The sequence below is a fragment of the Streptomyces pyxinae genome (genome assembly GCF_024756275.1).
GTDB lineage: Bacteria > Actinomycetota > Actinomycetes > Streptomycetales > Streptomycetaceae > Streptomyces > Streptomyces pyxinae.
Genome location: NZ_JANUGQ010000011.1, coordinates 101,703 through 119,571, shown reverse-complemented (window position 1 = coordinate 119,571; position 17,869 = coordinate 101,703). Strand labels below are relative to the sequence as shown.

Below are 17,869 nucleotides of genomic sequence, written 5' to 3'. Positions count from 1 at the left end.
GGGGGATTCACCCTTCAGGAACGAGGTGGTGACGGTTGGCCACGACGGCGTCCGCCACCTCGGCGACGGCGGAGTCCGTCAGGTACTTCGACGTGGGGACGCTGAGGATCCTCGGTGCCAGCGCGGTCGCTTTCCCGGACCACGGGCGGGCTGCGGAGGACCGGCTCGTCAGCTCCCGCTGGAACAGACCGTACTCCAGCCAGGTCTTCTTCCAGACCAGGCGGGCGAGCACCCCGCGGGCCGCGAGCGCCGCGCAGAACTCCTGGGCCTCGGAGGCGCCGCGCGCCAGGAGGAGGGTGTGCGAGCCGGCGTCGCCGCCCGGGTTCTCGCTCTCCAGCACGGGGACGTCGCCCAGCGCCTCGCGCAGCCGGGCGCGGCGGTCGCGCTGCCGGGCCAGGGTGTCGTCCAGGACCTCGGCCTGGTCCATGACGAGCGCCGCCTGGAGCTCGGACATCCGCTGGTTGTCACCGATGATCGCCCGCTCGTCGTCCCAGTCGGGGAGCCCGCCGTCGTGCCGTACGGCCCCCAGGTCCGCCATCCGGTAGACCCGCTCGATCACTTCGGCACTGCCGGCGACCAGGCCGCCTTCGCCCGAGGCTATCTGCTTGGCCTGCTGGAAGCTGGTCACGGCGACGTCCCCGAGCTGTCCTGCCCGGCCGTCGCTCGACTCGGCGCCCAGCCCCTGGCAGACGTCCTCGATCAGCGGTACGCCCAGGCGGTCGCAGAGCGCCCGGATCCGTCCGGTCGGCAGGGCGTGGCCCTGCACATGGACGATCATCACCGCGGCGACGGGACCGTCGGGGGCCTCCAGGGCGGCGGGGTCGGCGCCGAGTGTGCCCGGCTCCAGATCCATCGGCACCGGGGTCGCCCCGACGGCGGTGATGGCCATGGCGCAGGCGATGAAGGCGTACGCGTTGACCAGGACCCGGTCGCCGGGCCCGATGCCCAGGGCGCGGAGGGCCAGCCGCAGTCCGACGGTGCCATTGGCCACCGCCGCGGCCGCTTCCTTGCGGAAGTACCCGGCGAAGTGCCGCTCGATGAGGGTGTTCGCCGACTCGCGGTCCCCCTCGACATAGCGGAAGAGCTGGCCGTCGCCCAGCACGGCGCGGAGGTGGGTGAGGGAGTCGGCGTCCTCGCGCGACAGGTCGAAGAGCTGATGCGGGTTGATCATCCCGCCGGCGGTGGCCGGTCGGGCGGCCGGTCCGGTGGTCGCCGGCCCGGCGGTGGTCGCTCCGGTTGCGGTCGACCCGTCCGTGGTCGGTCCGGCCGTGGTCGCCGTGGTGGTCCGTGCGGTGGTGGTCATCGTGGTTGTCGTCCAATCCTCACGAGCAGGGGTTGGGTGGGACGGTGGCCGCCGGGGACCACGCGGATGGCGCTTCGCCGGAACATCGGCAGCGCGGACGGCGGCAGCGGATGCATCCGCTGGACCGGGCCGAAGACGGCCTCGATCCGCGCGACGCGGGCGTCCGTGGCGGGCTCCGCCGGTTCGGCGGGACGGACGGGATCAAGGGGATGGAGGGGATCAGGGGTATCGAGGGGATCGAGCGGATAGAGGGGCATCCGGGTCCAGCCGGCGGTGGAGTCCGGCGGCATCGGGGGCAACCGGAAGTGGGCGGCGAGTTCGTCCCGGGTGAAGCGCGCCACCGCCTCCGCGCGCTGCCGCAGCCGGCGGTCGGCGCGCGCCACGGCCCCCGGCAGCAGTTCCAGCAGGGGCGCGGGGAAGCGCGCCGGTGACGGGGCGCGGGGCAGATGGCGGTCGCCGCCGTCCCCGTGCGCGACGGTACCGGTCACGGCGGACGCCGGGCCCAGGAGGGCTCCGCCGGCGCCCAGGGCCACCGGCTTGGAGGGGCCGAACGAGGTGACGGCGAGCGCCCCGGTGGCTCCGGCGGGGACGCCCCGGACGGAGGACCCCCAGGTCTGGGCCACGTCCTCGATCACCGTCACCTCCGGCGCCACCGCCGCCACGATGCCGGGGACGTCGCACGGCAGACCGTACTGGTGTACGGCGATGACGGCCCGGGTCCGGCTCCCACAGGCGGCGGCGACATGTTCCGGTTCCAGGGTGAGCGCCTCGCCCACTCCGGTGAACACCGGTACGGCGCCGACGCGCACCACGGCGGCGGCGACCGAGTGGCAGCCCACATCCGGCACCACCACCTCGTCGCCGGGCCCGATCTCCAGTAGTTCCAGGGCGACTTCGAGGGCCGCCGAACCGGACGCGGTGAACTCGGCGGCGGGCTGGCCGAACCGGCGCGGCAGCTCGGCGACGGCCTCCGCCACGCTCAAGGCGCCCTCGGCACTCGTCGCGTCCTCGGTGCTCATGGCACCCCCGGCACTGGTCGCGCCCTCGGTACGCCCGGTGCTCACGGTGCCTCCAGCGCTCGTGGGCCCCTCGGTGCTCATGGCTCCCCCGGTGCCCGCGACGCCCCGGGACTTCCCGGGCATCCGGGGACGGTGCGCGGTGTCGTGGTCAGCCGAACGCATGGCGCAGCCCCTTCCCGTGGTCGTGCGCCCCTGCCACCCGGGCGTCGAACGCCGCTCGCTCCGCGGCCCGGCGGGCGCCCAGCTCCGGATCGCCGTACCAGAGGTCCACCCGCGGGCTCCGGGCGCTGTACAGCAGGTCCTTGAGAGTGTCCGGGCCGCCGTGCAGGTCCACCACCCGGACGCCCCGGGCACCGCCCCACTCCCGTCGCAGCCCCTCGGTGAGCAGATGGAGTCCGGGCGAATAGCGGCGGTAGGCCTCGTCGTACGACCACTTCAGGCACATCACCCGGTCCTTGACCCGGGCGTCCAGCCGGAAGGCGACCGGCCGGTCACCGTCCCGCAGAAAGGCGGCGGTCAGCGTCCCGTCCTCGACCAGCCGCCGGTACAGCCGGTCCTGGCCGCCCCGCGACCGCATGCTCTGCCCCCGGTCCGCCTTCCAGGAGCGGTCGTCCACCCGCAGCATGTCCTCGGCGGCCCGGGGGCCGGCCGCCCCGGCGGAGAGGGTCAGCCCGTCGCGCTCCACCAGCCGTCGCTTGCGGCGCAGTTGCGAGTTTCCGCGGGCGAGGGCACGTTCCCACAGATCGGCGCCGTCCCGGGACCAGTCGACCAGCGAGTTGGGCGGCCGCGCCCAGGCGGTGAAGGGCCCAGAAGCGCGGGCACCCACCCGGTGGACGCAGTCGGCGCAGTCGGCGTAGCCGGCGTCCACCAGCGGCAGATAGACCGGCACCCCGGCGGACCGGTGTACGGCGTCGACCAGCCGTGCCAGCGGCTCGGGTCCTGGTTCGCCGGCCAGCAGCGGCTGGTCGTCGCAGAGCGCGGTGCAGAACTCCCCGTCCTGGGTGAGGGCGAGGGCCGCCCCGTCCGCCAGGACGACGAGCACCCGGCGCCCGGCGGCCCGCACGGCCCTGGCGTACGCGGGCGACTGCTGCACCCGGGTGCCGAAGCGCTCGTACAACTCCTGCCAGTGGCGTTCCTGTTCGGGCGTCAACGCGCCCAGCTCCCCGGTGAAGGTCATCCGAACTCCCGTGCGCCGTCGGACGACCCGGCGGACCGGCGCCACAGAAGCTGTGGATAGGCGTGCGCCCGCGCGCCGAAGCCGGTCATGAAGTGGTCGATACTGGGGATCACACTGCCCTCGAAGTCGAAGGCGTCCGTTCCGGGGTCCCGCACCGCCCGGGCGACAGCCGCGTCCACCAGCAGACTGGGCACTCCGCGGGGTCCCGTGCGGTCGAACCAGGAGTGCATCAGGACATCGGCGCCGTCACACCGGAGGACGAACACCTGTCCCCGGCAGACACCCTCCCGGTCGGTCGCGGCGAGGCAGTGGACCGTGCCGTCCTGATCCCGGCCGAGCCGCAGCCCGGACCGCCGCCGGGCGGCGACGGCGGCCTCCGGCTGCCCGACGACGGCGCGGGAGAAGTCGAAGGACTCGGGCCCGGCCCGGTCGACGTCCACCTCGCGCCCGGCGGCGCGGAGATGGTTGCGGACCTTGGGGACGTACGACTCCCGGGGGTCCTTGTCGTCCCGCAGGTCGAGCATCCGGGTGTGCCGGCACAGGGCCTCGGCACCCGCCTCGGCGAGGGCGGCCACCTCACCGAACCGCGGATCCATCGGCAGGTCGATCGCGGTCACCCGCTCCATGACCGCGGCCACCAGGGAGACGACCGTCCGGTGCCGGTCGACGGGGTGCAGCCCGGGATCCACCCAGGGAGAGGCATAGGGCAGGAGCCGGAACCCCCGGCGCGCCGCCGGCTCCCCCGCGCCCTCCCCCTCGGCGTCCAGCGGACAGACCCAGACCCCGGCGGTTCTGCCCCGGCGGCTCCGGCACACCACATTGAGCGTGTTTCCGTAGAGCTCCACCGCCAGGGGGGAGTTCCACACGGGTACGGGCAGCGAGGTGACGATCTCGGCGTACGTCTCCGGGGAAACGGTGTCGCTGTGCATCTTCGCCTTTCCGGGAGCGGGCCGGCGGCCGGTGCCGTGGCAGGGCCGGGACACATGGGCGGACTTCGGAGGTGGGGCGCGGCCGGGCGCGGAGACCCGCGCCCGGCCGGCACCCGTAGGGCGTCTACATGGCATCCAGCAGGGCGAAGGTCTCCCGGAGACTGGTGGGCACCTCGCCGCTGCTCGCCGCCATCTCCCGTGCCATTCCCAGCTCGGACTCGGTCCGGTCGCGCACCACGGGCGGGGCGCCCCGCCCGGTGACGATCGCCTCGTCCAGCTCCGAGTAGTGCGCCAGCGCCCAGCTCGCCCCGGTGGAGGAGGCCAGCGCCCCGCGCAACACCTCCGGGTCCACCCCGAGTTCCCGGCCGGTGCGGATGGCCTGGAGCGCGGCGTGCCGGTTGCTGTAGAGCAGCCAGTTGTTGCAGAGCTTCACCGTCATGCCGGCACCGCCGGCCCCGGCGTGCACGACATTGTCCGCGTACCGTTCGAGGATCGGCCGCGCCCGTATGAACTCGGCCTCGTCCGCGCCGACGAACAGCGACAGCGACCCGTCGCGGACCGCTCCCCCGCGCCTGCTGAGGGCGGCGTCGATCAGGGTGTGGCCGTGACCGTCACGCACCCGGCCGCGCAACTCCCTTACGGCGTCCGGGGTGAGTGTGGTGTGCAGGACGATCAGGGAGTCCGGGGACGCGGCGGCGCACACTCCGTCCGGGCCGAAGAGAAGCGTCTCCAGATCCTCCGGCCGCTTCACCACGACCAGGTGCGCCGACGCCGCACGGGCGGCCTCCCCGGCGGTGGTGTGCCGGTGGAAGTGCGGTGCGTCCAGCTCCACCCCGGCCACCGGATCGTACGCGTGGAGCCGCGTCCCGCCTCCCACGAGGCACCGGGCGATGTCCGCGCCCATTTCTCCGAGGCCGTACAGGGCGATGTCCACCACGTGCGTTCCTTTCCTGGGTTCCTTCTCAGAGGTTCACGTCTTCACGGATTCAGGGGATTCGCGGGTTCGGGGATTGCTTCGGAGCCGCTCGGTCCGGGGAAACGGGTCGGGAGTGCGGGAGGAGGGCCGGGAGCCGGGGAGGCGGGGGGCGAGTGGCGGGGTGGCCGGGAACCGGTCCGAAGCCGGTCCGGGTCCGCGCCGTACCGCATCGCGCGGCACCCTCGCGGCGACACCCTCATGAAGGGAGGGGCGGGGCCGGCCGGTACGCGGCTCAGGCGCGGGATCTCGCCGCGATCAGTAGCAGTCCCGAGCCCATGCCCAGGGTCAGGATCGTGCCCACATAGACCGTGGTCACCGACAGATGCAGCAACAGCAGGGCGATGAGGAGCGAGCCGGCCAACTGCGCCGGACCCTGCACCGCTCCGAAGACGGCGAACGCCTGCGAGGAGCCGGCCGGACGCCAGTGGTTCTGCACTTCGCTCTGGAGCGCGGCGTCGCCGCCGCTGAGCAGACCGACCACTGTGTAGAGGACGATGGCCAGGACGGTGGAACCGGCGCTGAGCCCGAAGACCGCCTGGACGGCGAAGCCCACCAGCAGAATGCCGGGCACCCGGGACCGGACCCAGCGTCCCAGCGCTCCGCCGGAGACCAGGACACCGCTGGCCATCGCCGCCAGGGCGAAGCAGGCGTTGGCGGTGCCCGCCACCCAGGAGCGCTCGGGCGCACCGCCGGTCAGCAGGGGGACGAACATGCTGAAGACCAGGACATGGGAGAGCTCCATCGCCAGCAGCGAGGCGGTGAACAGTCCGAGCCGGCTGGGCGAGAAGACCTGGCGCCACACTCCCGGGGCGGGAGACACCGACGGCCCGGCGGGCGGGTCCGCCTGCCCATGGGCCATCGCCTCCGTTGCTCCGGTCCCACCGGTCCTGCCGGCGCCGCCAGTCCTGCCAGTCCTGCCGACTTTACGGAGGGGCGCTCTGTTGATCACTACGAACACCACGAACTGGAGCCCGATGCCGAACGCGTACGAGAGTGCGCAGAGCCCCAGTGAGGCACCGATGCCGATGGTGGAGGCCAGCACACCCCCGAGCGCCCACCCGATGACGACCGACGCCTGGGTGGAGACGGCGAGCATCGCGTTGAGCCAGGTGAGCTGCTCCAGTCCGGCGGTCTGGTCGGCCACCCAGCCGCGCATGGCGGGCAGATAGAAGGCGCCGAAGGAGGAGAACAGGGCCATGCCCAGATAGATCTGCCAGGCCTGGATGTCACCGCGAGCCAGTACGAACAGCACCAGGGCGACCGCGAACGCACCCGCGTCGGAGAGCAGCATCACCCATCGGTGGTCGAGCACCCGGTTCACACCGCGCACCCACCGGACGAGCAGCAGCGCGGGCAACGCGCCGGCGGCGACGACCAGGGGCGCGCTCGCGGGAGATCCGGTGACGTCGAGCGCGAGCAGGGAGAGCAGCAGAAGCAGCAAGGCCGAAGTGCTCTGGCTCTGCAGGGTCGACACCCCGACCGTGGCGACTTCGCGCCGTTCCACCGGGGCGAAGTCCTTCCAGATCTCCGACCGCGTGCGTACATCGACGGACGCGTCGGTCATTCCCTCCTCACCCCCAGTGCACGAAGACGATCACGTAAACCTTCGTATCTCCCGGGGCGGTTCGGGGAACACCCCGGTTGGGTCCTTTGGCCGAAAGGCGGGGTTTCGCAGAGGTCCGCGTATCCGGTGGCGTCCCCCGCACCATCGCCCTGACGTGCCGTCGCACCGCGACCATCGTCCGCGTCCATTTGGCTCGATCATTGTGTGGCGCGGGTCATGTCCGGCGCACCAGCGCCCAACTCCCCTGCCCTTAGGGGCAACCGCCGGCCTCGGGAGACGCGTACGGTGGGTGAACCGGTTGCCCGCGGAGGGCCCTGACGGCACCGCGGGCGGCGGGCCCCGCAGGAGAGGTACCGCAGGAGAGTCTCCACAGGAGAGGCCCCGCAGGAGAACGGAGGAGAGCACACGGTGAACCCGGAGGCGTGGGAAGCCCTGTTGTACGACTGGCACAACGAACACCGGTTGCGGAACCAGAGAAGCGACATCGCCTACTGGCACGGTCTGACCGAGCCCCATGACCGGATCCTCGTGCTGGGCGCCGGAACGGGGCGGGTGGCCGCTCCACTGGCGGACCGGGCCGGGCGCCGGGTGACCGCACTGGACCTGAGTCCGGAACGGCTGGCCAGGATGCCCCGTGGCCCGGGTCTCCTCCCCGTCTGCGGCGACATGCGCCGACTGCCACTGACGACTCGTCAGGATGCGGTGGTCATCCCGTACTCGGCCTTTCAGTTGCTCCCGACCGCCGGAGACCGCGAGCGGACACTCACCGAGGCCGCGCGGGTGCTGGAGCCCGGTGGGTCCGTGCACATCGATGTCAGCGGCAGCTTCGACACCCGGGCCGAGAGCGACTGGCGACTCAGTCTGGCGGAGCCCTGCCCGGCGCTCGACGGCGGCCGGGTGGAGGAGTGGGAACGGCTCCGGCCCAAGTCCGATCACGTCCTGATCGACAAGGTCTTCCGCACCGGGAGCAAGGTGCTGGCCCGGGTGACCGAGCGCTGGGCCCACCTCGGGGCCCTCGGCCTGGAGGCCGCGCTCGACCGGGCCGGTTTCGAACTCGCGGGGGTCGACCGGGGGTACGGGGCGGGTGTCTCACCCCACCGGACCATCTACCACGGCCGCCGCAGCGGATGAGCAGCACCGGAAGCGCGCCGCGAGCCCCGGGCCGGGGCCCCGGCGGAGAGCTTCCTCCTCCCCGCCGGGGCCGTGCCCGGGCCCGGTGGGCACCCGGCCCCGGTGGACGTTCGGATCCGGTGGACGCCCGGACCCGGCGGATGTCCAGGTCCCGTGCGGGTTCAGATCCGGTGGACGGTGTGCAGGGTCTTGGCGTAGGTGCCGGTGCCGTCGAGCAGGGAGGCGCCGCCCAGGTCGGACATGGTGGGGCCATTGACGGTCTTGCGGCTGGAGAGGAAACGGCGCTTGCCGGCCGCGTCCTGGCCCAGGTAGATGCCGACGTGGTCGACGGTCACCACCGTGTTGTCGTCCCCCGAGTCGGCGTTGAAGAGCACGAGGTCGCCGGGCTGGAGCTGGGCGGCGGCGGGCGGGGCGGTGCCGTCGGTCCGGTCGACGCGCACCCCGGGGGCGTAGTCCACGATGTGCCGGGACTTGCGCGGGATCCGGGTCTTCGAGGTGTCCTCGCCGGCGGCCAGCGGGACGCCCAGGTGGTAGCCGAAGACCATCCGGGTGTAGCCGGAGCAGTCCAGGTTGCCGACCTGCTTGCTGGACGGCCCGGTGCGGGTGCCGTCCGGGAAGGTCCAGCCGGTGTCCATGTACTCGTGGAAGTCGGCGCCCTCGTAGCGGTAGCCCTGCGGGTCCAGGTATCCGTAGCCGGCCTCGCCGAGCACCCGCTTGCCCTGGGCCGGCCCGGTGCCCGCCGTCACGGTGGGCGCGCCGGCCAGGAACATGGCGGCGTACGCGAGGACGTCCGGGGCGACGGAGCCGGCCCAGTCGCGGACGGTCCGCTCCAGCTCCGGGGTCCAGGTGCCGTCGAACGGCTCGGGAAGCACCCGGACCCAGTCGCCGTGGGTGACGGAGGGCGGCTCCTCCCAGTTCCCGGCGTCCACCTGGAAGCGGCTGACGGTGAGCTTGACCGGCAGATTGGAGCAGCCCTCGTTGGCCAGTGCCCGGAGGCCGACCCGGCCGGCGCCGAAGGTGGCGTCGGTGATGTCCACCGCCCAGGCGGCGGGCTCCGTGGTGGCCGAACGCCATGCCTTGGCCCGGATCCGGGTGCCCTCGCGGCTCACCCGGATCGTCCAGTCGGTGCCGGCCGGCACCCCGGTGGCCAGGGTGAGCGGGGCCGCCGAGAGCTGGGTGACCTTGTCGGCCACCTCCTTCTCGACGCGCAGCTCGACCGCTCCGGTGGTCAGGAAGGACAGCCGGGCGCGGTAGCTGTTGTGGGTGTCCTGGTAGCCGAAGGAGAGCGCGTACGAGACGGCCTGGCCGGTCGGGACCTTGTCGAAGCGGGCCACCGCGCGTACGTCCACATCGGTGATCCGGTCGTCCCGCAGGGTGGCGTGGCGGCTGGCGTAGTCGGTGGTGAGGGCGATGACCCCGGCCCCGGGTGTCACCGAGTACTCGGCCGGGGCGGGTCCGAGCGTGGACCAGCTGCCGCCGCCGGGCGAGGTGCCCCAGTACGGCCGGCTCGCCGCCGGCAGCGCGAGGTCGGGCAGCGTGCGCCGGAAGTCGTCCGCGAAGGGCTTCTTGTTCTCCGTGAACGTCCGCTTCGGCCCGGCCAGCAGCACCGTACGGGCGCCGTGCGTCAGCAGGGCGACCCGCTCGCCGCCGGAGATTATCTCGGTGCGGGCGGGGGTACCGGGGAGCACGGTGGCGGTGAAGGTGTCGGCGAGGGCGGTACGGGCGAAGCCGGCGGCGTCCAGCGGCTCCAGCGTCACCGAGGAGCGGGGTGTCACCGGGACGGCCGGGCCACCGCCGGGCGCGGGCGCGGCGACGGCCGGTGTGGCGGACACGGCGCCGAGCGGCGCGGTGGCGGCCGAGGCCGCGAGAACGGCGAGCAGGGTACGCCGTGAGGTGTGGGACATGCGGGTCATCATGCCGTGTCCATGCCGGGCCAATGCTCCGGCCCCCGTGGCGGCGGGCCGCCCCGCCGTGCCGTGTCGCGCGTATCACCGCCGGTCAGGGCCATCCGGCCCTGGTCGGCCGGCGCGAAGTGGGGCACCATGCAAGCTGGGCCCGCCGGGGGCGGGCGCCGATGAGCGAATGCGGAGTGAGAGATGACGGACAGCGGCGGCGGCAGCACCGGGCAGACGCCGGTCACGGTGTTCCTCCTGGACGACCACGAGGTGGTGCGCCGCGGAGTGCACGACCTGCTGGACGCGGAGCCGGACCTGACGGTCGTCGGTGAGGCGGGCACGGCGGAACAGGCCCTGGCCCGGGTGCCGGCGCTGCGCCCCCAGGTGGCGGTGCTGGATGTCCGGCTGCCGGACGGCGACGGGGTGAGCGTCTGCCGTGAGCTGCGTTCCCGGATGCCGGATCTGGCCTGTCTGATGCTGACCTCCTTCGACGACGAGGAGGCACTCCTGGACGCGATCATGGCCGGAGCCTCCGGGTATGTGCTGAAGCAGATCACCGGTACGGACCTGGTCAACGCCGTGCGTACGGTGGCCTCGGGCCAGTCGATGCTGGACCCGGGCGCCACGGCCCGGGTGATGGCGCGGCTGCGGGGTGGCGGCCGGCCCGAGGAGCAGTCGCAGGGGCTGCCCGACCTCACCGAGCGGGAGCGGGACATCCTGGCCCTGATCGGCGAGGGGCTGACCAACCGGGAGATCGGCCGGCGGCTCTATCTGGCCGAGAAGACGGTGAAGAACAACATCTCCCGGCTGCTGGCGAAGCTGGGCGTCGAGCGCCGGGTGCAGGCCGCCGTCATCGCCACCCAGCACCTGGGCGAGCAGTCCGGCAACCAGCAGTCCCGGGACACCCGCCCGTACGCCTGACCCGCGGGCGGCGCCGTGCTCCCCTCCTCCGGATGAGCACCAGGGGGGAGCACGGTGCCGCAGGGGCACCTCTCCTTTCGCCCGTCTTGCCACGACGTACGACTCCTTCGTACGGCCTTCCCCGGCTTCCCCCGGTTTCCGACTCCCCGCGTTTCCCCGGCTCTCCCCGGTCTTCCCGGCTTTTCCCGGCCCGTCACCGAACGCGAACAGGGTGCTCATCGGCCGGGGATGATTCGCCTCCGGGGTGGTTCTAGGCTGGTGCGCACATCACGTCGGCCACGGCGGCCCGCCACCGAGCAGAGGGAATCCTCCATGTACGCGCGTCTCACGTCCCGTTCTGGACCTCTTTCCCTGGCCCTCGCCGTCGCGCTCTCTCTCACCGTCACCGCCTGCTCGGGCGGCCACCACCGCTCCACCCACGGCGGCAAGGGCGGCGGCCACCGGACGAGTGCCGGTGGCGGCGGGTCCACGGTGGAGAAGACGACCGAGGACAGCGGCGGTGACAGCGCCACGGGCGGCGCGGGGTACGGGACCGGCACGGACCGAACGCCCACGAGCAGCGAGGCCACCAGCGGCCCCGGCGGAGGCGGCCGGGCGCGACGGGCCTGCGGCACCGGCGACCTGAGCTTCACCGTCCAGGAGAAGCCCCAGGCGGGCGGCTACTACCTGATCACCGCCAGGGCCAGGCCCGGCATCATCTGCTCCCTGGAGAGCACACCCGCCGCCGTCGCCTTCGGCTCCTCCCCCGGCAGCCGCGCCGAGGCCGCCCCGGACACCGCGACCGGCACGGTCAGGCTCTCCGGCTCGACCACCGCCCACGCGGGCGTCAACCCCTTCGTCGGCACCCCCGAGGACGACGAGGAGACCGGCGGCGTCCAGTACGAGAACATCATCGTGAGCGTCGGCGACGGCCACCCCGGCTCCGTCTCCCTGAAGCTTCCCGGCGCCGCCGGCGTCAAGGACCCCATCGCCTCCCGCTGGCACGCCGACCCGGCCGACGCCGTGCCCGTCCTCTGACCCCGCTCCCCGTTTCCCGTTCCCCGTCGAGATCCCGCCGGATCACCGCACACCGCGACCCACCGTCGGCTCGGCCACCGGCCACGGCTAGGGTGCTGATTTCGATCACCGAGGGGGAGCCAGCACCATGACGTCTCCGTATCCGGACGCGCCACACCACCAGCCGCACCAGCCGCAGCAGTCCCCGGATCCGCCCGCCTATCCGTCGCCCCAGCCTCCGCACACGCCCTACCCTCCTCACGCGCCGTACGCGCCGCAGCAGCCGGGCCCGTACGGATGGGCGCAGGGACAGCCCCAACCGTACGGATTCCCCGGGCAGTCGGGGTCGTACGGGCCGCCGGCGACCGGCTGCGAGGTCTGCGGGGCGCAGCCGGCGACCGCCGTGACCGTCCGCGCCCACCAGGGCATGGTGGTCCTCATGCGCACGGTCACCCGGCGTGGTGTCCTCTGCCGTATCTGCGGGCTCGCCGTCTACCGGCAGATGACCTCCGGGACCCTGGTGGCCGGCTGGTGGGGCCTCTTCTCCTTCTTCATCACGCCCTTCGTGGTCCTGGGGAACGTGCTCGGCGCCCGAGCGGCCCTGCGCCGGCTGCCCGAGCCGTACGGCGCCGTGCGCCCCCCGCTCGACCCGGGCAGGCGGGTGCTGCTCCGCGCTCCCGCGCTGCTGGTCCTCACCCCGATCGCGCTGATCGTGCTGGCGATCCCGGCCCTGCTGGTGGTGGGCGTGATCGTCGGCGGTGACAAACCCGTGAAGCTGTCGGTGGGCGACTGCGTGCACAACGAGAGCGAATGGCCCGAACAGCGGCTGGAGAAGGTGAGTTGCGGGTCTTCGCAGGCGGAGTACCGGGTGGTGGACGCGGCGTCCTGCGGCCCCACCGACTACCTGCTGTACCCCGAGTACGTCGGCGACGCACCCGGGAAGCCCGCCTCCTGCGTCACACCCCGCTAGACCCCGGCGCCGGTCCGGTGGACTCCCGCTCGACCAGCCGGGGCACCGGCACCGGCACCGTACGGGCCGGTTCGCCGTCCAGCAGCGCGAGCAGCGCCCGGGCGGCGGTGCGGCCGAAGGCCACGGTGTCCCGGCCCAGCGCGGAGAGGCAGGGGCGGACCATCCGGCAGAGCGCCGAGTCCTCCCAGGCGATCACGGAGAGATCGGCGGGCACCGAGAAGCCCAGCGCCGAGGCGGCGGCCACTCCGGCGACGGCCATCACGTCGTTGTCGTACACCAGGGCGGTCGGCGGGTCGGGCGAGTTCAGCACCCGGCGAGTGGCCTCGGCGCCCTGCCGGTCCGAGTAGTCGGTGGTCAGCGAGCGCACCCCGGTGAGCCCGAGCCGCTCGGCGCCGGCCCGCAGGGTCGCGATGCGCCGCTCGGTGTGCGCGAGCCCGGGCAGGCCCGCGACATGGGCGATCCGGCGGTGGCCCAGCTCATGGAGACGGGCGACCAGGGCGCCCATCGCGTCCGCGTCGTCGGCCCACACCGTGGAGAGGCCGTCGCGGTGTTCACCGGGCAGCCCGCCGATGACGGCGGCCGGCAGTCCCAGCGAGTCCAGCAGCGGCGGGCGCGGATCGTCGACGCGGGGGTCCACCACCAGAACGCCGTCCACCCGGTGTTCGGCCCACCAGCGCCGGTACACCTCGCACTCGGCCTCCACGTCCTCCACCATCTGGAAGAGCAGCGCCAGATGACGGTCGGCCAGCCCCTCCTGGATGCCGGAGACCAGGTGCAGGAAGAACGAGTCGACGTCCAGGGTGTCGGCCGGCCGGGCGACCACCAGACCCACCGTCGAGGAGCCCTCGCCGGAGAGGGTGCGGGCCGCCGCGCTGGGCCGCCAGCCCATCTGCTCGGCGACGCGGCGCACCCGCGCCCGGGTCGCCTCGGAGACCCCGGGGCGGTCGTTGAGCGCGAACGAGACCGCGCTCTCGGAGACACCGGCGTGCCGGGCGATGTCCTTCATGGTCGCGCGGCGCGCGGCGGGGCGCCTGGCCGGCGCGTCGTCCCCTCGCATCGTCCCCTCGCACACGGTGATCCGGAATGGTGCGCGTCATCGTACCGTACCGGGCCGTGCGACTAATGCGCTTGAGCCGCTCGCAGGTAAAGCGCATTAGTCGCGCTTGGAAGATCACCTCCACATCACCCCAGAACCATCGCTGAGCTGCGGATACTCTCTTCCCCGTCCGCCCTCTGAGGCGACGGTCCGGATAATTCCTCGTGACCGTCCATTGACTTTCTCCCGCAGGGGCGGGCATCGTCTGCCGCGAATCCTTCCGCCGCCGCGCCGTTCCGGTACGGAGGGCCGATTCCTCACGCCCGGACCGAGCAAAGGAGCCGTCTGCCGTGCGTTTCCCCGAAGCCGTGCGTTTCCCCGTACGTACCTCCAGAGCCGCCCGTACCACCGGGGCCGCCGCCCCGGCCCCCGGCGCCGGGCACCCCGGGCCGGCCATCCCGGGTTCCGGGCGCTCCGGGGCCCGTCGGCGGACGACCCTGACGGCCGTCGCCCTCGCCGCGCTCCTCCCGCTGAGCGCCTGCGGCGGTTCCGGCGACGGCGGCGGTAACGCCTCGGGGAAGGTCGGCGGCTCCCTCACCTTCCAGACCTGGAACCTCCGGGCCGGCTACCAGGACTACTTCACCGCGCTCATCGCGGACTTCGAGAAGCGGTACCCGGGCACCGAGGTGAAGTGGGTGGACCAGCCGGCCGAGCGGTACGCGGACAAGATCAGCGCGGACGCCGCGGCGGGCACCCTGCCGGACGTGGTGAACGTCTCCCCCGACCTCGCCGCCCCGCTCGCCAAGGCGGGTCTGGCGCTCGACCTGGACAAGGAGCCGGCCGCCGCGAAGTACGCCAAGGAGTATCTGCCCGGCGCCTGGGCCGGCAACCGGGTCCCGGGGCTCGGCGGCACCTATGCCTTCCCCTGGTACCTCAACACCGGCCCGCTCTTCTACAACAAGGCGCTGTTCACCAAGGCCGGGCTGGACCCGGAGAAGCCACCCCGGACCTATGACGAGCTGTTCTCGTACGCCCGGACCATCGCCGAGCGGACCCGGGGCAAGGTCGCCACGCTCGCCAATGTCCCCACCATCGAGGACTTCGGCCGGTACGGCGCCCGGCTGATGAACGAGAAGGGGGACGGCTTCGCCTTCAACGACGCCAAGGGCGTGGAGCTGCTGACCCAGTACGTGAAGCTGTACCGGGCCGGGGCGCTGGACGGCCAGGCGCTCACCGCCACCCCGGAGTCGTCCGGGCAGAAGTTCCTCACCCAGGCGGTGGCGATGAACCCCGGAAGCGCCCTGGACCTGGGCAACTTCAAGAAGTCGGCGCCCACGCTGTACCGGAACATCGGCATCACCGACCAGATCACCAGCACCGGCAAGGCGAACATGTATGTGATGGGCCTGGCGGTCAACTCGGCCACCCGGAACAAGGCCACCGCCATCGCCTTCGCGCACTTCGTCACCGACGCGCGCAACCAGATGTCCTTCGCCAAGCGCGCGGCCATCTTCCCCAGCACCCAGGGCAGTCTGGACGACCCCTACTTCACCCGGCAGGACGGCTCCGACACGGCCAGGGTACGGGTCGCCTCGGCCAAGTCCCTGAAGACGGCGGTCAATTACACGCCGGTGCTGTTCAGCGACCAGATGAAGACCGCGCTGGGCAACGAGGTGGCCCGGGCCCTCCAGGGCAAGCAGTCGCCGCAGCAGGCGCTGGACGCCGCCGTGAAAGCCTGCGACCAGCTGCTCCGCCAGAGCTAGCGCCCCGGGAGTGCCACGATGACCACGCCCACCGCCGCCACGCCCACCACCACCGGGCCCCCGGCCGGCCGCGTCTCGCGGATCCGGCGCCATCTTCCCTTCACACCCTGGTTGTTCGCGCTGCCCGGACTGGCCGTCGCCGCCGCCTTCGTGCTGTATCCCTTCGGCTCGACCGTCGCCAACGCCTTCACCGACCGCCGCACCCTGGTCGCGGGCCAGTGGGTGGGCGCGGCCAACTTCCAGGAGATGGCGCGCGATCCGGTGTTCTGGACCGCGCTGCGCAACAGTGTGCTCTACCTGGTGGGCGTGGTGCCCGCGCTGGTGCTGCTGCCGCTGTTGCTGGCGCTCCTGGTGCGGCGGCAGATCCCCGGGATCACCTTCTTCCGCGGTGCCTTCTACACCCCGGTGGTCGCCTCCGTCGTGGTGGTCGGTCTGATCTGGGTCTGGCTGCTGGACGACCGGGGGCTGGTCAACTCGCTCCTGGAGACCGTGGGCATCGGCAAGGTCGGCTTTCTCAGCGACCAGTGGCTGTTGCTGCTGAGCGCCATGTTCGTCACGGTGTGGAAGGGGCTCGGTTACTACATGATCATTTACCTGTCGGCGCTCGCCAATGTGCCGCGCGAACTGCACGAGGCCGCCGCCGTGGACGGCGCCGGTCCGGTGCGCCGCTTCCTCGCCGTCACCGTGCCGGCGGTGCGCTCCACCATGGTGCTGGTGGGTGCCCTCTCCTCGGTCGCCGCCTTCAAGGTGTTCTCCGAGGTGTATCTGCTGGCCGGCCCCACCGGCGGCCCGGCGGGCGAGGACACCACCCTGGTCATGCTGGTCCAGCGCACCGGCACCGGCCTCACCGGACGGGTGGGGTACGCCTCCGCGCTCTCCGTCGTGGTCTTCGTCATCACCCTCGCGCTGATGCTGATCGTGCTGCGCGCGGGCCGGAAGGAGGACGCGTGACCACCGCTCCCACGCCCGCTTCCGCTCCCCCGCCGGCTCCCGCGACCGCCCGCCGCCGTCCGGGCCCGTCCGGTCCGGCCGGCGAACGGGGCGGCGCCACCGGGGGCCGCCGGCCGGGCCCGGAGGCCGCCCGGCGGAAGGGGCCCCGGTTCACCGACGGGGACGGCCGCCGGATCACGGCCGGGGCGCTGGCCGGACGGTACGTCCTGCTCCTCGGCGTGCTGCTGCTGACCGTGGGCCCGTTCCTCTGGCAGCTCTCCACCTCGCTCAAGGGTCCCACCGAGGACATCTACAGCTCGCCGCCGTCCTTCCTCCCGGCCGACCCCACCCTGCACAACTACGCCCGGGTCGCGGACACCATCCCGGTGTGGGACTACGCGCTCAACTCACTGCTGGTGGCGGTCGCCAGTGTGCTGACCAACTGCGTGGGCGCCGCGCTCGCCGGCTACACCCTCGCCCGGCTCCGCTACCGGGGGCGCGGACTGCTGACCCTGGTGTTCATCGTGGCGATGCTGGTCCCGGTGGAGGGCATCATCATCGCCCAGTTCCAGACCATGCGGGAACTGCACCTCAACAACACCCTGCTGGGGGTGGTGCTGCCCGGCTGCGTCGGCGCGATGAACGTCCTGCTGATGCGGAACGCCTTCCTCAATCTCCCGGTCGAGGTGGACGAGGCGGCGCTCATGGACGGGGCCAACGCCTGGCAGCGGTTCACCAGGATCGCCCTGCCCGCCGTGCGGGGGACACTGGCGGTGGTCGCGATCTTCGCCTTCATGGGCGCCTGGGACGACTTCCTCTGGCCGCTGATCGTGCTCAGCGACTCGTCCAGATTCACCCTCACCGTGGGGCTCAACTACCTGCACGGCACCTTCTCCAACGACCCCCGGCTGGTCGCGGCCGGCGCGATCATCGCGGTGGCACCGCTGATCCTGCTCTTCGTCTGTCTCCAGCGGCTGTTCTTCCGCGGAGTCGGCGAGGGCGCGGTCAAGGGCTGACCGCCACCCGCCACAGGCGTACGGCCACCGTTCGGCGGCGGCCCGTACGGCCAGTGCCCCGGGGAACCGTACGGCCGCCGTCCGGCGAAGGCCCGTACGCCCCTGGGGAGACCGGTACGGCCCCGCCGGCCGCCCGGCCGGGAGCCCGACCGCAGACCGGTACGCCGCCGCCCGCCCCCAAGCCCGTACGCCGCCGCCCGGCCGGGGCCCCGCGCCACCACCCGGCCGAGGCGGAGGCCCGTA

16 protein-coding genes are annotated in these 17,869 nt (G+C 72.9%); 7 read left to right on the top strand and 9 right to left on the bottom strand.

Annotated elements, in window-relative coordinates:
• Positions 1-7 precede the first annotated feature (7 nt).
• From NX801_RS14960 to NX801_RS14935, 6 genes are all read right to left on the bottom strand, one after another.
• On the bottom strand, positions 8-1,303 hold the full coding sequence (locus NX801_RS14960; protein ID WP_258788197.1) for an aminotransferase class I/II-fold pyridoxal phosphate-dependent enzyme: 1,296 nt from the start codon (positions 1,301-1,303) through the stop codon (positions 8-10).
• Positions 1,300-2,367 (bottom strand): DegT/DnrJ/EryC1/StrS family aminotransferase, encoded by a 1,068-nt coding sequence (locus NX801_RS14955; RefSeq protein ID WP_258788196.1) that lies wholly within the window; start codon positions 2,365-2,367, stop codon positions 1,300-1,302. The genes NX801_RS14960 and NX801_RS14955 overlap by 4 nt, the downstream gene beginning before the upstream one ends.
• 103 nt (positions 2,368-2,470) lie before the next feature.
• Complete coding sequence (locus NX801_RS14950; RefSeq protein ID WP_258788195.1) at positions 2,471-3,499, bottom strand: GNAT family N-acetyltransferase; 1,029 nt, start codon at positions 3,497-3,499, stop codon at positions 2,471-2,473.
• A complete protein-coding gene (locus NX801_RS14945; RefSeq protein WP_258788194.1) occupies positions 3,496-4,428 on the bottom strand; it encodes a hypothetical protein in 933 nt (310 codons plus the stop codon). Before NX801_RS14945 ends, NX801_RS14950 begins: the two co-directional genes overlap by 4 nt.
• Before the next feature lie 124 nt (positions 4,429-4,552).
• Positions 4,553-5,365: an NAD(P)-dependent oxidoreductase gene (locus NX801_RS14940; RefSeq protein WP_258788193.1), complete on the bottom strand. Its 813-nt coding sequence runs from the start codon at positions 5,363-5,365 to the stop codon at positions 4,553-4,555.
• Between the two features lie 271 nt (positions 5,366-5,636).
• Positions 5,637-6,968 (bottom strand): MFS transporter, encoded by a 1,332-nt coding sequence (locus NX801_RS14935; protein WP_258788192.1) that lies wholly within the window; start codon positions 6,966-6,968, stop codon positions 5,637-5,639.
• 408 nt (positions 6,969-7,376) lie between these two features.
• On the opposite strand from NX801_RS14935, the gene NX801_RS14930 reads away from it, so the two are divergent.
• A complete protein-coding gene (locus NX801_RS14930; protein WP_258788191.1) occupies positions 7,377-8,099 on the top strand; it encodes a class I SAM-dependent methyltransferase in 723 nt (240 codons plus the stop codon).
• A 161-nt stretch (positions 8,100-8,260) separates the two neighbouring features.
• Here NX801_RS14930 and NX801_RS14925 read toward each other — a convergent pair whose 3' ends face one another.
• Complete coding sequence (locus NX801_RS14925; protein WP_258788190.1) at positions 8,261-10,003, bottom strand: NlpC/P60 family protein; 1,743 nt, start codon at positions 10,001-10,003, stop codon at positions 8,261-8,263.
• 192 nt (positions 10,004-10,195) lie between these two features.
• Here NX801_RS14925 and NX801_RS14920 point away from each other — a divergent pair, with 192 nt between their 5' ends.
• The gene (locus tag NX801_RS14920) at positions 10,196-10,915 is read left to right on the top strand and encodes a response regulator (protein ID WP_258788189.1); all 720 of its coding nucleotides are present in this window, start codon (positions 10,196-10,198) and stop codon (positions 10,913-10,915) included.
• A gap of 312 nt (positions 10,916-11,227) precedes the next feature.
• On the top strand, positions 11,228-11,932 hold the full coding sequence (locus tag NX801_RS14915; protein WP_258788188.1) for a hypothetical protein: 705 nt from the start codon (positions 11,228-11,230) through the stop codon (positions 11,930-11,932).
• A 237-nt stretch (positions 11,933-12,169) separates the two neighbouring features.
• Here NX801_RS14915 and NX801_RS14910 read toward each other — a convergent pair whose 3' ends face one another.
• Positions 12,170-12,352, bottom strand: coding sequence for a hypothetical protein (locus tag NX801_RS14910; protein WP_258788187.1), 183 nt, complete (start codon positions 12,350-12,352; stop codon positions 12,170-12,172).
• On the opposite strand from NX801_RS14910, the gene NX801_RS14905 reads away from it, so the two are divergent.
• Positions 12,351-12,881, top strand: a complete 531-nt coding sequence (locus NX801_RS14905) for an LppU/SCO3897 family protein (RefSeq protein ID WP_258788186.1) — start codon at positions 12,351-12,353, stop codon at positions 12,879-12,881. The two genes, NX801_RS14910 and NX801_RS14905, sit on opposite strands and share 2 nt — an antisense overlap.
• Here the strand turns inward: NX801_RS14905 and NX801_RS14900 are convergent.
• Entirely contained in the window at positions 12,868-13,938 is a 1,071-nt protein-coding gene (locus NX801_RS14900; RefSeq protein ID WP_258788185.1) for a LacI family DNA-binding transcriptional regulator, read from the bottom strand. The two genes, NX801_RS14905 and NX801_RS14900, sit on opposite strands and share 14 nt — an antisense overlap.
• A 476-nt stretch (positions 13,939-14,414) precedes the next feature.
• Between NX801_RS14900 and NX801_RS14895 the strand changes: the two genes are divergently transcribed.
• The 3 genes from NX801_RS14895 to NX801_RS14885 are packed head-to-tail and all read left to right on the top strand — an operon-like array spanning position 14,415 to position 17,626.
• Entirely contained in the window at positions 14,415-15,680 is a 1,266-nt protein-coding gene (locus NX801_RS14895; protein ID WP_428986151.1) for an ABC transporter substrate-binding protein, read from the top strand.
• Between the two features lie 18 nt (positions 15,681-15,698).
• The gene (locus NX801_RS14890; protein WP_258788184.1) at positions 15,699-16,631 is read left to right on the top strand and encodes a carbohydrate ABC transporter permease; all 933 of its coding nucleotides are present in this window, start codon (positions 15,699-15,701) and stop codon (positions 16,629-16,631) included.
• Positions 16,628-17,626: a carbohydrate ABC transporter permease gene (locus NX801_RS14885; protein ID WP_258788183.1), complete on the top strand. Its 999-nt coding sequence runs from the start codon at positions 16,628-16,630 to the stop codon at positions 17,624-17,626. Before NX801_RS14890 ends, NX801_RS14885 begins: the two co-directional genes overlap by 4 nt.
• Positions 17,627-17,869 lie beyond the last annotated feature (243 nt).